This is a genomic window from Methanoregula sp. (assembly GCA_041645435.1).
Classification (GTDB): domain Archaea; phylum Halobacteriota; class Methanomicrobia; order Methanomicrobiales; family Methanospirillaceae; genus Methanoregula.
Genome location: JBAZQB010000002.1, coordinates 310,568 through 327,048, shown reverse-complemented (window position 1 = coordinate 327,048; position 16,481 = coordinate 310,568). Strand labels below are relative to the sequence as shown.

General features: G+C 52.0%; 24 protein-coding genes. 4 read left to right on the top strand and 20 right to left on the bottom strand.

All coding sequences use genetic code 11. From position 1 onward, the window contains the following. Positions 1–3: 3 nt before the first annotated feature. Both WC593_05245 and WC593_05240 read right to left on the bottom strand, forming a co-directional pair. A complete protein-coding gene (locus tag WC593_05245; GenBank protein MFA4824547.1) occupies positions 4–993 on the bottom strand; it encodes a histone deacetylase in 990 nt (329 codons plus the stop codon). Between the two features lie 165 nt (positions 994–1,158). Next, positions 1,159–1,689, bottom strand: coding sequence for an archaemetzincin family Zn-dependent metalloprotease (locus WC593_05240; GenBank protein MFA4824546.1), 531 nt, complete (start codon positions 1,687–1,689; stop codon positions 1,159–1,161). A gap of 17 nt (positions 1,690–1,706) precedes the next feature. Here WC593_05240 and WC593_05235 point away from each other — a divergent pair, with 17 nt between their 5' ends. Next, positions 1,707–2,126 (top strand): UPF0146 family protein, encoded by a 420-nt coding sequence (locus WC593_05235; GenBank protein ID MFA4824545.1) that lies wholly within the window; start codon positions 1,707–1,709, stop codon positions 2,124–2,126. On the opposite strand, the gene WC593_05230 is transcribed toward WC593_05235, so the two are convergent. Further along, positions 2,103–3,527 carry a replication factor C large subunit gene (locus WC593_05230; GenBank protein MFA4824544.1) on the bottom strand — a complete coding sequence of 475 codons (1,425 nt, stop codon included), beginning with the start codon at positions 3,525–3,527 and terminating at the stop codon, positions 2,103–2,105. The genes WC593_05235 and WC593_05230 overlap by 24 nt on opposite strands. Before the next feature lie 92 nt (positions 3,528–3,619). Here WC593_05230 and WC593_05225 point away from each other — a divergent pair, with 92 nt between their 5' ends. The 3 genes from WC593_05225 (at position 3,620) to WC593_05215 (ending at position 5,782) form a co-directional block, all read left to right on the top strand. Next, positions 3,620–4,633, top strand: a complete 1,014-nt coding sequence (locus WC593_05225) for a methanogenesis marker 2 protein (protein MFA4824543.1) — start codon at positions 3,620–3,622, stop codon at positions 4,631–4,633. Then, on the top strand, positions 4,618–5,382 hold the full coding sequence (gene mtxX / locus WC593_05220; GenBank protein ID MFA4824542.1) for a methanogenesis marker protein Mmp4/MtxX: 765 nt from the start codon (positions 4,618–4,620) through the stop codon (positions 5,380–5,382). The genes WC593_05225 and mtxX overlap by 16 nt, the downstream gene beginning before the upstream one ends. A gap of 196 nt (positions 5,383–5,578) precedes the next feature. Next, positions 5,579–5,782: a histone family protein gene (locus tag WC593_05215; protein ID MFA4824541.1), complete on the top strand. Its 204-nt coding sequence runs from the start codon at positions 5,579–5,581 to the stop codon at positions 5,780–5,782. A 245-nt stretch (positions 5,783–6,027) separates the two neighbouring features. Here WC593_05215 and WC593_05210 read toward each other — a convergent pair whose 3' ends face one another. The 17 genes from WC593_05210 to gvpA form a co-directional block, all read right to left on the bottom strand. Then, entirely contained in the window at positions 6,028–6,807 is a 780-nt protein-coding gene (locus WC593_05210) for a GvpL/GvpF family gas vesicle protein (protein ID MFA4824540.1), read from the bottom strand. Between the two features lie 103 nt (positions 6,808–6,910). Continuing rightward, positions 6,911–7,276: a gas vesicle protein K gene (locus WC593_05205; protein MFA4824539.1), complete on the bottom strand. Its 366-nt coding sequence runs from the start codon at positions 7,274–7,276 to the stop codon at positions 6,911–6,913. After that, the gene (locus tag WC593_05200) at positions 7,266–7,784 is read right to left on the bottom strand and encodes a hypothetical protein (protein ID MFA4824538.1); all 519 of its coding nucleotides are present in this window, start codon (positions 7,782–7,784) and stop codon (positions 7,266–7,268) included. The genes WC593_05205 and WC593_05200 overlap by 11 nt, the downstream gene beginning before the upstream one ends. Continuing rightward, on the bottom strand, positions 7,781–8,491 hold the full coding sequence (locus WC593_05195) for a hypothetical protein (GenBank protein ID MFA4824537.1): 711 nt from the start codon (positions 8,489–8,491) through the stop codon (positions 7,781–7,783). The genes WC593_05200 and WC593_05195 overlap by 4 nt, the downstream gene beginning before the upstream one ends. Beyond that, positions 8,491–8,790, bottom strand: a complete 300-nt coding sequence (locus tag WC593_05190; GenBank protein ID MFA4824536.1) for a hypothetical protein — start codon at positions 8,788–8,790, stop codon at positions 8,491–8,493. The genes WC593_05195 and WC593_05190 overlap by 1 nt, the downstream gene beginning before the upstream one ends. Beyond that, complete coding sequence (locus tag WC593_05185) at positions 8,787–9,896, bottom strand: TRC40/GET3/ArsA family transport-energizing ATPase (GenBank protein MFA4824535.1); 1,110 nt, start codon at positions 9,894–9,896, stop codon at positions 8,787–8,789. The genes WC593_05190 and WC593_05185 overlap by 4 nt, the downstream gene beginning before the upstream one ends. Positions 9,897–9,935: 39 nt before the next feature. Further along, on the bottom strand, positions 9,936–10,583 hold the full coding sequence (locus WC593_05180) for a gas vesicle protein (protein MFA4824534.1): 648 nt from the start codon (positions 10,581–10,583) through the stop codon (positions 9,936–9,938). Between the two features lie 6 nt (positions 10,584–10,589). Continuing rightward, the gene (locus WC593_05175; GenBank protein ID MFA4824533.1) at positions 10,590–10,967 is read right to left on the bottom strand and encodes a gas vesicle protein; all 378 of its coding nucleotides are present in this window, start codon (positions 10,965–10,967) and stop codon (positions 10,590–10,592) included. A gap of 128 nt (positions 10,968–11,095) precedes the next feature. Continuing rightward, the gene (locus WC593_05170) at positions 11,096–11,344 is read right to left on the bottom strand and encodes an Hsp20/alpha crystallin family protein (protein MFA4824532.1); all 249 of its coding nucleotides are present in this window, start codon (positions 11,342–11,344) and stop codon (positions 11,096–11,098) included. A 4-nt stretch (positions 11,345–11,348) separates the two neighbouring features. Beyond that, entirely contained in the window at positions 11,349–11,846 is a 498-nt protein-coding gene (locus WC593_05165; GenBank protein ID MFA4824531.1) for an Hsp20/alpha crystallin family protein, read from the bottom strand. A gap of 28 nt (positions 11,847–11,874) precedes the next feature. Then, positions 11,875–12,183, bottom strand: coding sequence for a gas vesicle protein GvpO (gene gvpO / locus WC593_05160; protein MFA4824530.1), 309 nt, complete (start codon positions 12,181–12,183; stop codon positions 11,875–11,877). Position 12,184: 1 nt separating this feature from the next. Next, complete coding sequence (locus WC593_05155) at positions 12,185–12,415, bottom strand: hypothetical protein (GenBank protein ID MFA4824529.1); 231 nt, start codon at positions 12,413–12,415, stop codon at positions 12,185–12,187. A 3-nt stretch (positions 12,416–12,418) separates the two neighbouring features. Further along, positions 12,419–13,183, bottom strand: coding sequence for a GvpL/GvpF family gas vesicle protein (locus WC593_05150; protein ID MFA4824528.1), 765 nt, complete (start codon positions 13,181–13,183; stop codon positions 12,419–12,421). Beyond that, positions 13,161–13,520: a hypothetical protein gene (locus WC593_05145; GenBank protein MFA4824527.1), complete on the bottom strand. Its 360-nt coding sequence runs from the start codon at positions 13,518–13,520 to the stop codon at positions 13,161–13,163. The genes WC593_05150 and WC593_05145 overlap by 23 nt, the downstream gene beginning before the upstream one ends. 100 nt (positions 13,521–13,620) lie before the next feature. Beyond that, a complete protein-coding gene (gene gvpN, locus WC593_05140) occupies positions 13,621–14,496 on the bottom strand; it encodes a gas vesicle protein GvpN (GenBank protein MFA4824526.1) in 876 nt (291 codons plus the stop codon). A 92-nt stretch (positions 14,497–14,588) separates the two neighbouring features. Further along, on the bottom strand, positions 14,589–15,371 hold the full coding sequence (locus WC593_05135; protein MFA4824525.1) for a hypothetical protein: 783 nt from the start codon (positions 15,369–15,371) through the stop codon (positions 14,589–14,591). A gap of 884 nt (positions 15,372–16,255) precedes the next feature. After that, positions 16,256–16,468, bottom strand: coding sequence for a gas vesicle structural protein GvpA (gene gvpA, locus WC593_05130; protein MFA4824524.1), 213 nt, complete (start codon positions 16,466–16,468; stop codon positions 16,256–16,258). Positions 16,469–16,481: the final 13 nt, after the last annotated feature.

The window sequence follows — 16,481 nt, the reverse complement described above, 5'->3', positions numbered from 1 at the left end:
GAATCAGGATAATCCATGTATTTTTTTGAGCTGCGCTACCAGTGCCCGCGTTGCCGGTGATGCTGGCGGGATATCAGGAACGGTAATTTCCTGTTCCCGCTTCAGGGTAGAGATAATATGCCGTATCGCCTCTCCATGCGATGGACCATATCCACCCTCGAGTATGAGTGCGAGTGATCGTTCAGCTGCAACCTGGATAAGCCGGGTGAGGACCTCGAAATCCTTTGGCTGGATCTGCATCCAGCCGAGCGGGTCGTCAGCAAGGATATCCTGTCCTGCGGAAATGATGACCAGATCCGGGCGGAAGCGCTGTAGTGCCGGGCAGAATATTTCAGAAAACACCAGATGGTAATCGCCGATGTCTGCACCCGCTGCGAGTGGCGCGTTGATGGTGTACCCGGTTCCGTCTCCCATCCCGGTCTCATGGACATCCCCGGTATACGGAAATATTCCCTCCTGGTGGACCGAGCAGTAGAGCACCCGGTTACTGGTGTAAAATGCGTGCTGCGTGCCGTTTCCGTGATGGACATCCCAGTCAACAATCGCAACCCGGTCAACAGACTCAAGTGCATGTTTCGCGGCAATTGCGGCGTTGTTGAGCAGGCAGAAGCCCATCGCACGGTCACGTTCCGCATGGTGACCCGGGGGACGCATAAGCGAGAAACAGTGTTCGCCATCTATCGCCCGTTCAGATGCTGCAATAGCCGCACCGGCGGCATGGAGTGCCACATCAAACGAGTGCGGGGAGACATAGGTATCCCGGTCAAGGTAGCTCACTGAAGGGGTAGCTTCACATCGCAGCTCAAGCCAGCGGAGAAAATACGGATCATGAATTCGTTCCACATCCTGACGGGCAGCAGGTGTTGCAGAATAGAGGGGGAGATCGGGAGGGAGCCCTGACAGGACAGCCTCAAGCCGACCCTGGCATTCCGGGTGGCCCGGGGCATCGTGCCAGACAGCGCGTGAATCGGTGATTGCAGAAGAACGCGTCATTTCAGTTCTCCATCCACGTACCTGGACGGGTTTATTGACTATCAACGTTTCCGGAATATCCGTTTTGCTATGAACAGACAGGATGAGGATTAAAACAAGATCCGGGAAGAACGGACGGGAAAAATATAACGACACGCCCTTTTCCGGGACTGGTTGTATACTGTATTATCGCAGTGCAGCCATCTGTTCATAACAGGAAGAACAGAGCTGTTTTTTCTTGCGATCCAGTTCGTCAAGAGTATCGGGTTTGAACATCACGCATTCCCGGTTGGAACAGTGCCCGAGACCCAGCAGGTGCCCAATCTCGTGTGCGCCCTCTTTGACAATCCGGTCCATCAGGTCATCGTCACTGCCGGAGAGCCCGTAGTACTCATTTCCCAGGCGAGCCGATGAGACCACTGCCGCACCAACAGATTCCCGGGCAAGCCCGAAGACAAAACTGCTGCCGTTTTTAAACAGGTCCTGGTGAACCACCACAAGGACCGGGTCCTCGATCCCGTGGCGGTGCTTGTAGGTCTGGATGCTGTCCAGAAGTGCAGCTGCATCGATCTGCCTGCGCTCGGTCACATATCCCATCATGCGTACATGGTTTTCAGAAACCGTGGTGGGCACGCCAAGAATCGCAGAAATTTTCCGGGAAACGGGCACCTGGAGCCCGGCCGGGGACTGGGCATCCCAAAAAATATGGACATGCATCGCTATATTCTGTTGGAATGGGCGACTATAAACATATTGAAACACGCGTCGGGACCTATATTGTAAAACATTATTCCCGTGCCATCGAAGTCGGCGTTGGCAGGAATGAAGAGGCCGCCCGCATCATCAGAAATGCCGGGGCCCTGATCCGCTGCACAGACGTAAAACCGCTGGATATTACGGACAATCTGCCCTTTTCACAGGACGATATTTTTTCACCCGATATCTCCCTGTACACAGGCGCAGAGGTCATTTACGCAATTCGCCCTGCAATAGAGATGATCCCGCCCCTGATCGAACTGGCAGGACGGATCAACGCTGACCTGATCGTGTACCATCTCGGTTTTGAATCCTATGAAAAGGGCGGGGAGATCATCGACTGCGGGGTGCTCCTCCACCGGTATCACGTCCGGTCAGAAACCGTCAAACAGGGTTGACTGAGTCCGGGACGGGGCCTTTTTCTCTGCCGGCTCCGGGGGGATAACGGTCGCGGGTTCCGGTTCTTTGGCTGGTTCTGCCTCGGGCAGGGTTCCGGGTTTTGGGAGGGATTCCTTTTTTGACTTTTTCTGCGGTTCTTTGACCTTTTCCTGCTCTTTTGCTTTTTGCTTCTCTTCTTTTTCAAGTGCCTTGATTATCTCTGATGCACGTGCCCGGTCATTTAAGAAGAAATTGAGCTGGTCTGCATCCAGCATCATGTCCCGGGTATATCCCTCCGGGTCATGATCCACGAGCAGTGAAAAGGTGCTCAGGTACTCTTCGCGCAGGGTGCTCTGCGGGATGTGCATAGTACCGGCAATTTTGTTGAGCAGGGCAATCCGGATCGCCTTCTGTTTTTTGGCAGTCGACATCTTCTGCCACCGCTCCGGGGGCATAATCCTTGCATGGATACCTTTTCCTCCGGCAGCATCCGCAACTCCCAGCAGCATCACCGCGGTTGCATAGCGCCAAAGTGTATGGTACTGCCGGCGATAGGTATTACCAAGATACTCATCCGCCCGTGACAGGTGCTGGTAGGCCCGTGCGACCGCTGTCGGGTCAGAGATATTGCCAATGTTTCCTTCCACCCACTGTTCTATGGTCTCAGGGGTATCGTCTACATCGTAAGAGAGGCGCAGCAGCTCCTCATCGGGAGTGTTTGAAAACAGGGCAGAGATCAGCGAGAAGATGGATACCCGTTCGTCTTTCTGCGAGGTATGCACCTGCGCATCATCAATCGTATCCCGCCCGATCGCCGAGGCATAGAGCATGTTTACCGCAGACCGGATATCACCCTCCGCACTTTCGGCAATTGCATGAATCGCGGATTCGCTGCAGGTGATCTTCTCAGCAGAGCAGAGATATTTGAGCCGGGGGGCAATTGACCGCGCAGGAACCGCCTTGAACTGGACCGGTTCGCACCGGGACCGGAGTTCAGGAGAAAGGCCGTATAAATCGTTGGCAATCAGGATGATCGGCTGCTGGGCATGCTTGATACAATCGATGATCGCTTTGGCACCCCCCCGATCTGCGGTCCCCTGCAGGTTGTCTGCTTCGTCGAGCACGATCAGCTTCCGCGAGGCCCCCATCAGGCTTGCGGTCTGGCTTCCTGCACCGGCGATACGTTCTATTACACCGGCGGTCCGGGTATCACTCGCGTTGAGCTCGATTGCCTCCCAGTTCATGTCATGTGCGAGCGCGTACGCACTTGACGTCTTACCGATACCGGGCTTTCCGTAGATCAGGAGAGGTTTTGATTTCCTCGTCCAGTTCTTCGCCCACTCCGCAATCTGCCTGACGGCCGTCGAATTCCCGACAATATCCTGTAGCCGTGCGGGGCGGTATTTCTCTGCCCAGTCCATACAGACACGTTGACCGTATATCAAATAAATTATCTCTGATGAAATGAAACTAGGATACACACAATATTTTTTAGTCGATTTCAGGTGATGCCGTGACCCACAACTGCTCAACAGAGACAATTGCAAAAGTAGTCCGGGAATATGAGGGTGTCCGGCGCAAACATACCATCGGTGAGATGGTCAGGGCATTGAGGATCGATGCCCCGCATGTGGTTGCCTCATTCGGTGAGGATGCAGCCGTGATCGAGCACAACGGAGAAGCGCTGCTGCTTGCCGCCGATGGTATCTGGAGCAGGCTCATGGAAGCCGATCCTTACTGGGCGGGATACTGCTCGGTACTGGTCAATATCCACGATATCGCAGCAATGGGCGGTCACCCGATTGCGATGGTAGATATTTTCTCGATAGCCAAGACCACCGTGCAGGAACAGGTGGTAAAGGGAATGCACGATGCCTCAGCACAGTTCGGGGTCCCGATTGTTGGCGGACACCTCCACCCGGATGCCCCATACAGCGTCATCGATGTCTCGATCCTCGGATCAGCCCGGCTGGATTCGGTCATCTACAGCCACACTGCGCAGGTAGGTGACTGTGTTGTTGCGGCTATCGATATCACGGGCCGGGTCCACCCGTCCTGTGCGCTCAACTGGGACTCGGTCACCATGAAATCCGCTGCGGAAGTCCGGGCCCAGATCTCCTTAATGGAGCAGATCGGCACCAGACACCTGGTGACGGCAGGCAAGGACATCAGCAATCCGGGTATCATCGGGACGCTGGGGATGCTGCTCGAAGTGAGCGGAAAGGGCGCCGAGATCGATCTCGGCCTGATTCCCAAGCCGAACCTGTCGTCAAATAACCTGACGTTCGAGCAATGGGTGAGAATGTACCCCGGCATGGGCTTTATCCTGACGGCGAACAAGGCCCATGTGCAGGAACTTATCCGTCTCTTTGCAGGTGTGGGAATGACGGCACACGAGATTGGCACAGTGAATGCTACCCGGGAACTGCGGGTACGCTACGAGGGCAAGGACACGCAGGTCTTTGATTTCATCAATAACGGTATTATGCACCTGTCCGAAGAGGATGTGGCATGCCAGGGCCGGTAAGGCGTATCGGTATCGGGATCGCTGAAGATCCAGAAAAGGTCCTTACGAGTGTAAACCACGTTAGCGGGAAATTTGAAATCATCTGTTATTGCAGATCCGGAGTTGTGGATAAAAAATCAGCAGGAACCGGGGTAAGTATTGCAGAGCATCTTCACCCGGAACAGGCACTGGTCGACGACCTGATGTCCGGCAGGATTGATGCTGCCGTGCGGGGCACCCTGCCTGCCAATGCCACCTTAAAAGCACTGAAGAAAGCGGCGGGTGTCGATCATCTCGAGCGCATTGCGCTGCTGGAGACAGTTTCGGGGAAAAAATTCCTGCTCACCCCGGTTGGCGTGGATGAAGGGTGGACGGTTGAAGAGAAACTCGAGCTGATCAAAAAAGGCCGGAATATTGCAAAGAGATTCGGCCTGCCGGAAAAAGTCGGCGTCCTGTCGGGGGGCCGGCTGGGCGATATCGGAAGGCACCCGCAGGTGGATGCAAGCATGGCCGATGCCGAACGGGTTGCCCGGCTGGGTGATGCCACGCACTGCGAGATCCTGATCGAAGATGCGGTTGAAACCTGCGGGCTTATCATTGCACCTGACGGTATTTCCGGTAACCTGGTGTTCAGGACTCTTGTCTTTCTGGGAGGCGGGCACGGCCATGGCGCGCCCGTAGTAAATATCAGCAGAATTTTCGTGGATAGTTCGCGCGCCTCACCAAATTATGCCAATGCGCTATTGCTCGCTGCATCTTTGTTGGAATAATTTTAAACCGTAAATTCCTCTTTTTTTCCCAAAAAAACCATTTTAAGGGAAATAAAAAATATTCTGCGAAATTTTGAGCCCCGATTTATCCTTGCTAAATGGGATGCCCCCAGAAATCATATTGCAGGGTAATTTGAGCCATTTCCCCAGAAAGTTTTTATATATATCAATTGGATTTCTTTTAGAGGTAAGAAACATGGCAGATTTACCAATCGCAGCAGTTGTAAGGATTGCAAAGAAGAACGGAGCCGAACGCGTGGGAAGCGATGCAGCAGAAGCACTTGTTATCAAGGCTGAGAAGTACATCGCCGGGCTCACCAAGGAAGCCAACAAGCTTGCCGAGCACGCAGGAAGAAAGACGATCAAGAAAGAAGACGTTGATCTGGCTGCAAAGTCCTAGATTAACTCTCTTTTTCTCGCAGATTTGTTTGTAATCTTTTCGTAATTTTATTAGTAGCGTTTTCCCTGTGAAAGTCTGGAGTATCAAATTTTAATATCTGCTGACGATAGCAGAGACAAATGGAAATTGAGTTTGAAGTGCAAATTTTTCATTGCGCTGGTGCGAAGCCTTTGGCTTCAGGCCTGTTTTTTTTATAAAAATCGGCACCCCTGAAAAACAATAAATCATAACAGGAGCCCGTCTTCTCATACAAACGAGTACACCGCCCACGGCCCGGTGAATCTCACTAAATGGTCTCCCTCCCGCTCGATATCTTCTAACACAGCACCAAGCTTTGCATAGTTCTCATCTGAAACAAGACACGAGCAGTTCAGAATCATATCTCGTTCCGGCACTTGCCCTTTTTTTAGTTTACCCAAGGAAATCTCATCGCAATATCCCTGGATTTTTGTTTTGGTCTCTGAAATTATACCGGCAATCTCTGCATCCATGGCAACATTTACTTCCTTTTCCAGCTTTTGCTGAATCAAGTATTTTTTCCCAGGAGCGCTGGTCTTTGCCAGCCCTTCGAGTCGCTTTATAAAATCGTTTGTTGCAGATATCGTTTCCCGAATCTTCTGCCGGTTGGTAAATATCTGGATGCCGTACTCTTTTTTACCCCGGATCTTTTCAAATTTCTGCAAAAAATTTTCATACTCTTTTGATAACCACCCGGTAAGCACCGTCCTGGCATCCCGCTCTGTTTCCGGTTTGATGATCGTGTCAAATGTAAAGGGGATGGTGTTCATCCCCGCCCCGATGAGCCGTTCCAGTACCTGTTCATGACTCAGTACCCACCCGGTCACGACGCTCTGATCCTCACTCGCATAGGGTGTGAGGGGGCAGGCATGGACAATGGCAGACATGTCCTTGTACTGGAGGGAAAAGACCTGCTGTCCGTCAACACCGGTGATTCCCATGGGGATCTCCTCCCTGTGCTCCACGAGAGCATACAGGTACAACCCGTCATTTTCCGTTCCCGTCATACCATTACTTCCCTTCTGTAGGCAGGGAAAGATGATTGTTTTCCTCCCGGCACTCTTACCGTGATAGGTGGATCTCCGTGCGGCAAACCCGTAGAGACTTCCCTTAACATATCTCGCTCTCCCGTTTCCACAACTCACCCATATTCCCGGCTGTATCCTGTCCTGATAGATCATGGGTGTCGATCGGGTTAACCATCTTCTCGACTACATCATCGACAATATCATCCAGTTCGGCACGGATCTCCCCGACGGTCTTTGTCAGTCCCTGATCGGTTTTGATCTGCTCGATCGCCACATGAAGGTCCATGAGCGATTTACCGAGGCGTTCGATCTCTGCTTCCGATAATACCCCCGAGTCCATCCGCTTCAATGCCTGGATCTTGAGCGCCTCTTCAAGGATCTCGACAACTGCGATAACAAGTCCGAGTACGCCCTCTTTCAGGTTGTTCTCATCGATCTCAATCGTCATTCTGCTCCAGGACCAGCTCCAGGATCCCGTTCTGGTACCGTTCTTTTGCAACCTTTCCATGCCAGGGCAGGGGGATCTCTTTTTTGTACCGCTTCCCACCCTCTTTTGCAGAGACTTCGAGTGAGCGGCCTTTGACTGCGATATGTATCTTCTCCAGGGTAACGCCCGGCATCTCGATCACGATCCGCAGGAGGTCACCCTCATTGAAGATGTCCGTGATAGGGTCAATCGTCTTGTTCTCTTCACGTTCTTCTGCTTTCTTTGGACCGGACGGGACCAGTGAACGGATCTTTACCCTGTGGGTGACCGTTGGTTCCGGAGAGTATCCCTCTTCTAATCTCTTTTTAATCTCGCGGTCTTTCTCTTTGATCTTCTGGTCCAGCTCCGGGGATCGTTTGCGCAGGTTCTTTACCAGACCCCCCATGCCGGGCAGGATATCATTTACTACACTCTCTACAACACTGTCGTCATCTTCAGTCTCATTCGTTTTTCGGTCATCCTTCTTCATGTTCTCCTCCCGGTATTTCCTTTCTCTACCCGGATCTCCAATAAACCATGCTTACAGCTGGCTGACACATGCAGGGTCTTTGGCAGGTCACAGCCAGTACGGTCGAGCGTGATTACCAAAGAGTCGCTCGTCTCAACCACCTCAACTGTATCGGTCTTATGCAGGAGATCGTCATTCAACCACCACGAGAACGCGATCTGCCTGCCAGTGGCGAGGTCTGTTGCGGATTCCCGGAAGACCGCGATCGGTATGCCCCGACGCTTCACTGACCTCGGGATGATGATCTCCCGTAACCGGTACAACACCTCGTAATGGTTAAGCCCTGAACAGTCGCTCAGTTCGTCAAGGGTGGCGTGTCGCTGCTCATACAGGATGCGGAGGATGGAACTGCTCCCTTCATCAAGATCACTGGAGAGATCATAGCGCTGCTTTGCCACCAGCGAGGTCGAACCTGAGATTGAATCGATAATCGACTCGCATTCTTTAAACCTGCGAGCAAGGATCTCCTGTATCTCTTCATCGCCGGAATGCAGTAAGATGAGATCCTCAAGATCGGCAGGATTGCGGGATGAGTGTGCACCTTTGCCGGTGCAGGCTGACCTGACTTCATCAGGATGTTTCCGGTAGAGTGTTCCGAGGATCTCCTGGAGGGTACTGGCTAATACGGCAATGATCGGGACCATCCTGCTGCGTTGCCGCGGTGTCATCAGCCATCACTCCGCAAAGTGAGTCGCAGGTAAATTGCCTTGTTATTATTGATCTCCGCCACGCCAATCTCTGTTGTCTCCGTAGAGAAACCGGGCACCGTCATGGAGATGGGGCGGACCGGGCTGATCGTACGGGGTTCAACAACCTCGATCTTTACGTTTTTGACCGTTTCAAGAATGGATTTCCCTTTTTTCTTTTTCTTTCCCTTTCGCCCTTTCGTTTCCATTGGCAAACGAACGGTGTCGTTTTCAATCGGCGGTGTGCCTTTTTTTCGGAAAGAATCATGTACATTTTTCATGATACTACCCCAGTATCCTTTTTTAGTCCGGCACCTGCTTCCCATCCAAGGTACCGGGCATACTCCATCAGGTGCTCCCGTCCTTTCAATTCACCGGGAAAGAGCGGCACCTCAATGACGGTCAACTGGTCATCGTAGCGTTTGTGGATCTTTGCGAGATAGCGCTCCTGCACGGTCCGGCGGGAGGTGCAGAACGGGCAGGTATTTTTTGGAATGATACCATTCACGATAATCCTTGCGGTGAGAATATTGAGGTGATCGAGCACCTGCTGCATCCGTTCTGTCTGGTACAGTGCCAGTGCCTCCGGGATAATTATGAGGACGAACTCTGTTCGCTTGTGATCGGTGAGCACCGACAGGGCGTGCTGTGCCATCTTCTGGATTCTTTGTAACGCAAGAGCCAGCGTGTCTTTTGACGATTCCTTGTCAAACATGACCCTGATCGTACCAATCACCCCAGCCAGCCGCTCCTGGATCTTCTGCATACCCGTTGTATAGCCAACAATACTGTCCGGGAGATTTAACAGGCGCAGGGTATGCCCGGTGGGAGCGGTGTCCCAGATGATGTAATCATACCCTTCCGGTAAGAATGTGAGCACTTCTTCCAGTGCGAAGAGTTCATCAAAGCCCGGTATGATCGTATTGGGGATGTCATCGAGCACATCTTCTTTTATGGGAATAACCGTAGCAAGGGCGTCAATGATGGCACTGCCGTAGATCTTCTTGTATTTTTCAACGACTGTCTCGGCATTGATCTCGATGGCAGATAGTCCCTTACTGATATGGGTGACGGTTCCCCCAATGGGACATTCAAATATATCCGACAGGGATGGTGCAGGATCGCTAGAGATTATCAGCACCCGCTCACCTGATTCGGTTAGTGAGAGTGCAGTAGCGGCGGCAGCTGACGTCTTTCCAACGCCACCCTTTCCACCAAAGAGGATGATCTTTGTTGTCGGTGTTGCAGGAGGGGCAGGGGAATCCATGGTAGTATTGGCAGATGTTTTAGCAGATGCCCCCGATATTATCGATGCATGCGTGGCACTCACACGAGAGGGGCGGGTTTTTTCCCCGGGTCTTTTTGGAGATTGCACCTGTGAGTTCATGTGACTTACACCTGCTTGTCGGGTATGATGGATTCCGGTTCAAGTCTCTTTTGCTACACATTTCCGGTAATTCTCCGGCATCCGGGCACGACACTCCACGGGGGCCCACCGGAGTTTTCTCCGGTTCATCTCTGCACTGATACAGGAGATCACCTGCTCCGGGGTATCCGGGTGCAGCACACTGACCGAGCCATCCGTTTGAACGAGGTGGAGATACCCGGTGGGTTCAGCGGCTGTCGATATCGCGCCGTATTCGAGCGAATACCCGGCAAGATCTTCGAACCGGACGGCAACAAGGCATGCTAACGGCTCTCTCTGGTGGATTCGGATCGCAGCATCAGTGAGGGTGAGGGTGCCGTAAGTCCATGCCGGGCAGGCACCGGCAGACTGCCAGTATGAAACAGCGCATTGGAACAAGGGCGTTTCGCCTTGCAGCAGGGCGATTTCCTGTGCGAGTTTTTTCTTCTCTTCTTCGCTTGCAGCAGCACGGATCGCTTTGTCCCAGTCCGCCCACATTCCGTACTCGATCATCGTCTCGATGCTCGCTAACATCGCCCGCAATTTGAGCCCGATGAGGGGAACTCCCGAGACCGTGATGATCACATCTGCATCAATGACTGCCCCTTTATCAAGTATCCGGTCAAGCAGGTCGATAAGGGTCGTTTTCCGTTCACGAGTCGCTTCCATCTCCTCTCACCTGTGATGGGAAATCCGTTTTAGTGACGGGGCATTCATTAAGGCTTTCGCGCTCGACCAGCCGCACCAGGGACAACTTTCGTTGAGCAGCACATGGATAGGAACCGATTTCCCGCACTGGGGGCATCGTTCCTGGTCCTCTTTTACCCGGTCCCAGACTGCTGTATTCAGGTTTGTGCCCGAAGGGAACTCCAGCCCGTACTTCGCGGCAGTCTCAAACGAAGCAACCGCTGCACGTATCTTGATACCGAGTAGTTCAACGCCGGCAACCGAGACGCAGATATCAGCGTTGATGATCACTCCCTTGTCCAGCACCCGCTCGATCACATCGACAAGGGAACTTGCCGAATCGTCCCGCAATGCCTGTATCGCCATTATTCATCCCGTACTCTGGGGTAAATGCCAGCAGTGCCTGTACCTGTGAAATCTATAATCCGTCTTTTACGTTCTGAGAAACAACTTTTCAAAGAACGCTGATATAGCTGAACGGTTCTCATAATCTCCTAAGCCTTTCCCAGCATGATCTCAAGGACGCCATTGTTGTAGTGAATTTCAGGTTCACCCTTGACCGGAACCCCCAGATCGATGTGCCTGTGATATTGCCGGGCACCTGCCATGGCAACAATTTTTAAGGCATTTGCCTTCACGTTTACAGAGATATCCTCTTTACTTACTCCGGGCAGTTCCACTATCACCTGCAACCGGTCAGTTTCATCGAAAATGTCGACTCCGGATAATGTGCCAGACTGCATACTTTCACGCCTTCTTGAGATTGATCTCAAGTATCCCGTTCTTGTACTGCTTCTTTGGCTCACCTTTGACCGTAGCCCCGAGATCGATCTCTTTTCTGTACTTCCGTTCACCCTTCCCTGCGGTAAGAATAAGGGTGCGGTCTTTCAATTCAAGGGAAATGTCCTTTTCTTCAACTCCGGGAAGCTCGACAATTACCTGTAACCGGTCGGCTTCATCAAAGACGTCAACAATCGGTTCGCGGGTCTCCGACTCAGGCCTCCTGCCGAAGGTGTCGACACGGGGCATACCATCCCCGCCCATCCGGACAGAGATCCCGTACATCCCTTTTCGTTTTTGGGACTTGTCAAAAGAGATTTCACCGGTCCTGTTCATCTCGGTTTTTCCCTCCTCGACCATCTTTGTTATGTCCTGGGTGAAGTTTCCCAGTTCGGTCAGTATCCCCCCGAATTTCAAGCCGAAATCCAGGATGGGTTCATTGTTTTTTACCTTTTTTTTCTCCATTTTCCATACCCCCGAAAATGACCGGATGTTAATATTCCGTTGCTGAGACCACGTCCCCGCGTTTTCGCATACTGACCCGCTTGAACGTGGCAACCCCGCCCTCGTCATTCATGATGACTTCGTATATTCCCAAGAGATCCATGGAGTCGGGAATCGCTTTCCTCTCTACGAGTTCGATTGTCACGATAGGCATGTGCGTCTCTTCGTCGAGTGCCACGCCGGCGATCATGTTGAACGGCAGTGATGTGAGTTCCACCATCTCCTTTTTGACGGAATCCAGTAACTGCTTCATGTTCTGCCCTTTGGGTTTTGCCTGCACCTGCACCTGTTTTGCCATGTTATACACCTTTTACTTCATTCAGACGTTTCCGGAGCTGGATCATCGCAGCCCGGTACTCCTCTTCGGGCAGGTCACCCCGCTCGAACTGCATCTGAGTCCTGAGCACCTGTTCCCGGACTGACCGCTCCGTGCTTAAGGTCATTGCATCTGCATCATCTGCAATCCCCTGGAGCACCTTCATGCCGAGATCGAACGGCAGTTTGAGCAGGTCATCGACGATGAGGACCATAATTCAGCTCCGTATCCGCACGTTCACAAAGTTATACGGCGGTGCGACCACATACTTCATCAGTAGTTTCTCCCCGTACTCCTGTTCGAGCGTGTTGACGAGCATGTCGAAGTCCCGCTCTTTGGTTTTGTCAACAAGGAAGGCAGCGTTTAAGACCATCTCGTCCGAGAGGTTCTTGTTCATCTTCGCATCCGCCGAAATCCCGCCCAGCCGGTTAAAGATGTCATGGGCGATCTTCTCCTCCCGTTTGGTCAGTTCTTCGGCGACCTTCGTCCCGAGCGTGAGGCGCTGACGGTAGGTCTTTTCGAGAGGTTTGCCCGCGATCTGGTGCTTCATTGCACGGATCTTGACATTGGATGCAGCGATCTCTTTTATCGTCGTGTCGATCTTCCAGGTTACTTTCAGCCCGAGTTCGGTCTTTCCGATAAGTTTGGTGAAGTACATCCTCAATTTCGGATAGTTACGTGAGAGGAATGTTTTGATATCCCCCTCAGATGTTGACTGCCCGAAGCTCATCGGGATAACACAGTACTCCTTCATGATCTTCTCGAGCGCCTGCTGGTGGACGATCCCGTAATCGAGCACCTCGAAGGTCTTTGTCGGGGAATCGGAGACGACTGCTGCAATCTCCCGGTAGTGAATCGTGTACACGTTCTCGCCATCGAGACCGATAGGCCCAAAGGTGTGCTCCTTTCGCGAGGGGATGATGGCATACACGTACCGCCACCGGAGTTTCGACTGGGTCTCAGTACGCAACATCGATTTCATGGTACGCCTTCTTTTTCGGGGATGCTTTTTTATTTGGGATGACGGTCACTTCAGCAGTATTTTTTACCTTTTCGCCACGGCGGACTGCCTGGACGAGTGAAGTTGCTTCTTTCCTCTTCAGTATCTTACGGCGTGCCTTCGTGAGTGCCCGGTTATGGACCTGTATCCTTTTTTCCTCTTTTTTAATAATCGCGTTCCGTTCGTCCTCGGTAAGCAGGGCTCCCTCGGTTTCTGCAAGCCTCTTTTTGATCTCGTCCTCGATCTGGATCGTCCGGCAGGGGACCTTCTTATCCCGTGACAGGTCAAGTCCGGATCGGATATCTCGTGCGGTCTTCATCTCGTTCTCTCCATCGATGGTTCGTTTCTTTGCATGCGATGTTTTATGCTTTCCAGGCACTAGGATGCCGGTGGCAGCACATAACCCGGATGACAGGGTCCTAACTCGCTATCAGGTCACGGATGATTCCGGCAGGATCGACATCTCCCTTGTCACCCTTTCCGATCTTAGGCGAGAGGATATCGATGCAGGTCTGTTCGAACCATTCTTTGTCCCCTTCGTCATAGACGCGGGCGATTGCGACCGAAGCCCTGATCGTAGGACTGAACTCACAGACATCTGCCGCCCGGAGTTTTCGTACGAACTTTACAATCTTCTTTGCCACAGAATGAGATACCCCCGCCTTTGCCTGCGTGATAGCGATCTCAGTCTCCTCATCATAATGGGTCATCGGCAGGGTGATCATCCTGTCCATCAGTGCGTCCTGAGACCGGAATACTCCGGCATACTCCTCCGGGTTGCTCGTGAAGATTGCAGAGAAGTCCGGGTGGACCTTGATGTAGTTGCCGTCTTCAGACGCGCTCGGCAGTTCGAGCATCCGCTCTTCGAGTACCCCTAAAAAGATATTGTTTGCTTCGGGGCGTGACCGGGTGAACTCGTTATAGATCAGGGTAAACCCGTGCTTGCAGGCAGTCGTAAGCCGGTCATCCAACCAGGTCTTCGTCATGGACTCATCGGATTTGTAAACCCTGGAGACGAACCGGTCGATCACCTTGCGTTTCCGGTACCCGGACTGACTGCCGACAAGAGACGACGTACTGAACTCCTCGTCGCCGTTGATCAGCACCACGGGTCTCCCCAGCAGGTATGCAATATGCAAAGCAAGGGTGGTCTTTCCGCAGCCAGTGGGTCCGGATAAATGAATGGGGAACCCTTTTTTAATATAGCGCAGACCCCGATCCGCGATGCTCGTGATATAGGGGGTCTCAACAAATTCGTTCTGGGGTTTTGGGTTTATTACGGTTACAAGATCCATAGTGTGCTCTCCCAGCGGTGTGACATGCCGGTTGAACCATTATTTTTGGGCTTTTGTCAAACCAAAAAAGAGTTCTCCCGGAATTCTGGTTTTTAGTTCGGGAAGTACTGGGTTTCCTTCTTTGCGACTAAGCCCGCTTCAACGAGTTCTTTTGCAGGTCTGACAAGTTTTCTCCATTCAATCCCTACCTTCTTGCCTGCTTTTGCAAGGGTGATTCCATCCGGAGAGGCTTTTATCGCTTTGAGGATCTTTTGCTTGAGTACGGCTCCTTCCTTCTCTTCGGGAGTCTTTGTCTCTTTTGCTGCCTTTGCCTCGGTTCGTTTTGGGACTTTTGTGTGTACATGTCCGCCCGAACGCTCGTTCTGCCAGATCCCGTGTGCTTCTGCCAGGTCTTCCTGGAACGGGATGCGCTCCTGTTTGAACATGCCCATTAACTGCTGTACATCGTCTACGATTCCATCATTGTAGGACCTGAGCATCCGGGAGAGTTCAATGCCCCGGCTCACCCGTTCATCTGCAAAGCCGTGAATCATGTGTACCGCATCGAGCCGGATGTCGGTGACGTCCTTTTTTAACTGGTCCGTAAAGTCCCCGAGCTCTTCCCGGCATTCCTGTCCCATCGCTATCCGGCTTGCGGAAAAACCGCCCAGCATATCCAGCGAGTCATGTTTCAGGTTCTTTACATACTTGTGGAGTGTCTTTTTCTGGGCGGTGGCATTGTGCCTCCGGACGCGGCTGATCAGTTTCAGGTCCTTCTGTGCGCCGGCACGGATCGCCCCGACTTCTCGTACCAATCCTGCAATGTCCGATGTCCTGGCCGATCTGGCTTCGTTGATGTTGTCAACGATCTGGTGCATTCCATCTGCTATTGTCATTTTTCCCACCTCACATCTGTCTTTGTTTTGACACTCTTCCATTCTGAACGGATCTGATAAATACGTGCCCGGAATTTCCGAATTTTGTTTCGAAATTTGAGGATACGATGCAGGTGCAAAAGACAGGGCAAAACGAACACAGCTACGCCCGGATCGGGTTCTGGGTATGCGCCGTGACAAGTGCGGGGTGCCAGGATCCCCATATCTTATCTGTTCCCTCGCGTTCCCCGGTCCTTTTCCTGCAAGTCACTCCGGTCAACAGAGACTATGGGGGGCACGGGCGCTGCTGGTCACGTGGAAGAAGGTATGCCGAAGAATCAGTTACATCAAAGGAACAGGGACACCCGGTGTAGCAAGGGTAACCCGGTGCACGGTACATTGTTGGGGACAGGTACATCATGAGGAGTGAGTACCCCGTAACACGGAATCGGACACATAATACTGCAACGGGTATAACGGGAATACCAGATCTGATGAGTGACGGGGTATACCGGAATACAGGCATATCAGATTGATCGTTCTGATGACAATCACCGATATGCGCAACTCCCGATGATCTCCAGGGTAATATTGTACGGATTTTTATTGTATCTGTATCCAGTCTTCCTCGCTATTTACCGGTAAATGCTCATGTTCCGGTCATAGGTTATTCAGATACAATCTTAACTAACGAAAAATTTTAAAAACGAAAAAGATATCGATATTATGGTCATACTATGCAGCATGAGGGACGTGCATTGTAATGACGTGAACGAATCGTACCTTGGGAAAATGTGGTTGTGAATATCTGGTGCAAAATTTAAGGATTGAATTCAAAAGAATGATTGGATTGCATCTCCATACATGTGGATACATTTGAATTCATCCCAGAGAAGGATATATGATTATGCAGCAATTTCTGCGTGTTCCGTAAGCCCGACAGCTTCTGCGTACTTCAGGAACGTCTCAACCGATGCGATCACGACGCGGGCTTCGATAGAGAGTATCTCAATACCGACAAGTGAGACGCGTGCCCATGCGTCAACAACAATGCCCTTGTCCAGAATACGGTCAATAACCTCCACGAGGCTCGAAGATGAGTTCATTTTTTCTACCATGTTTTTCTCCTCC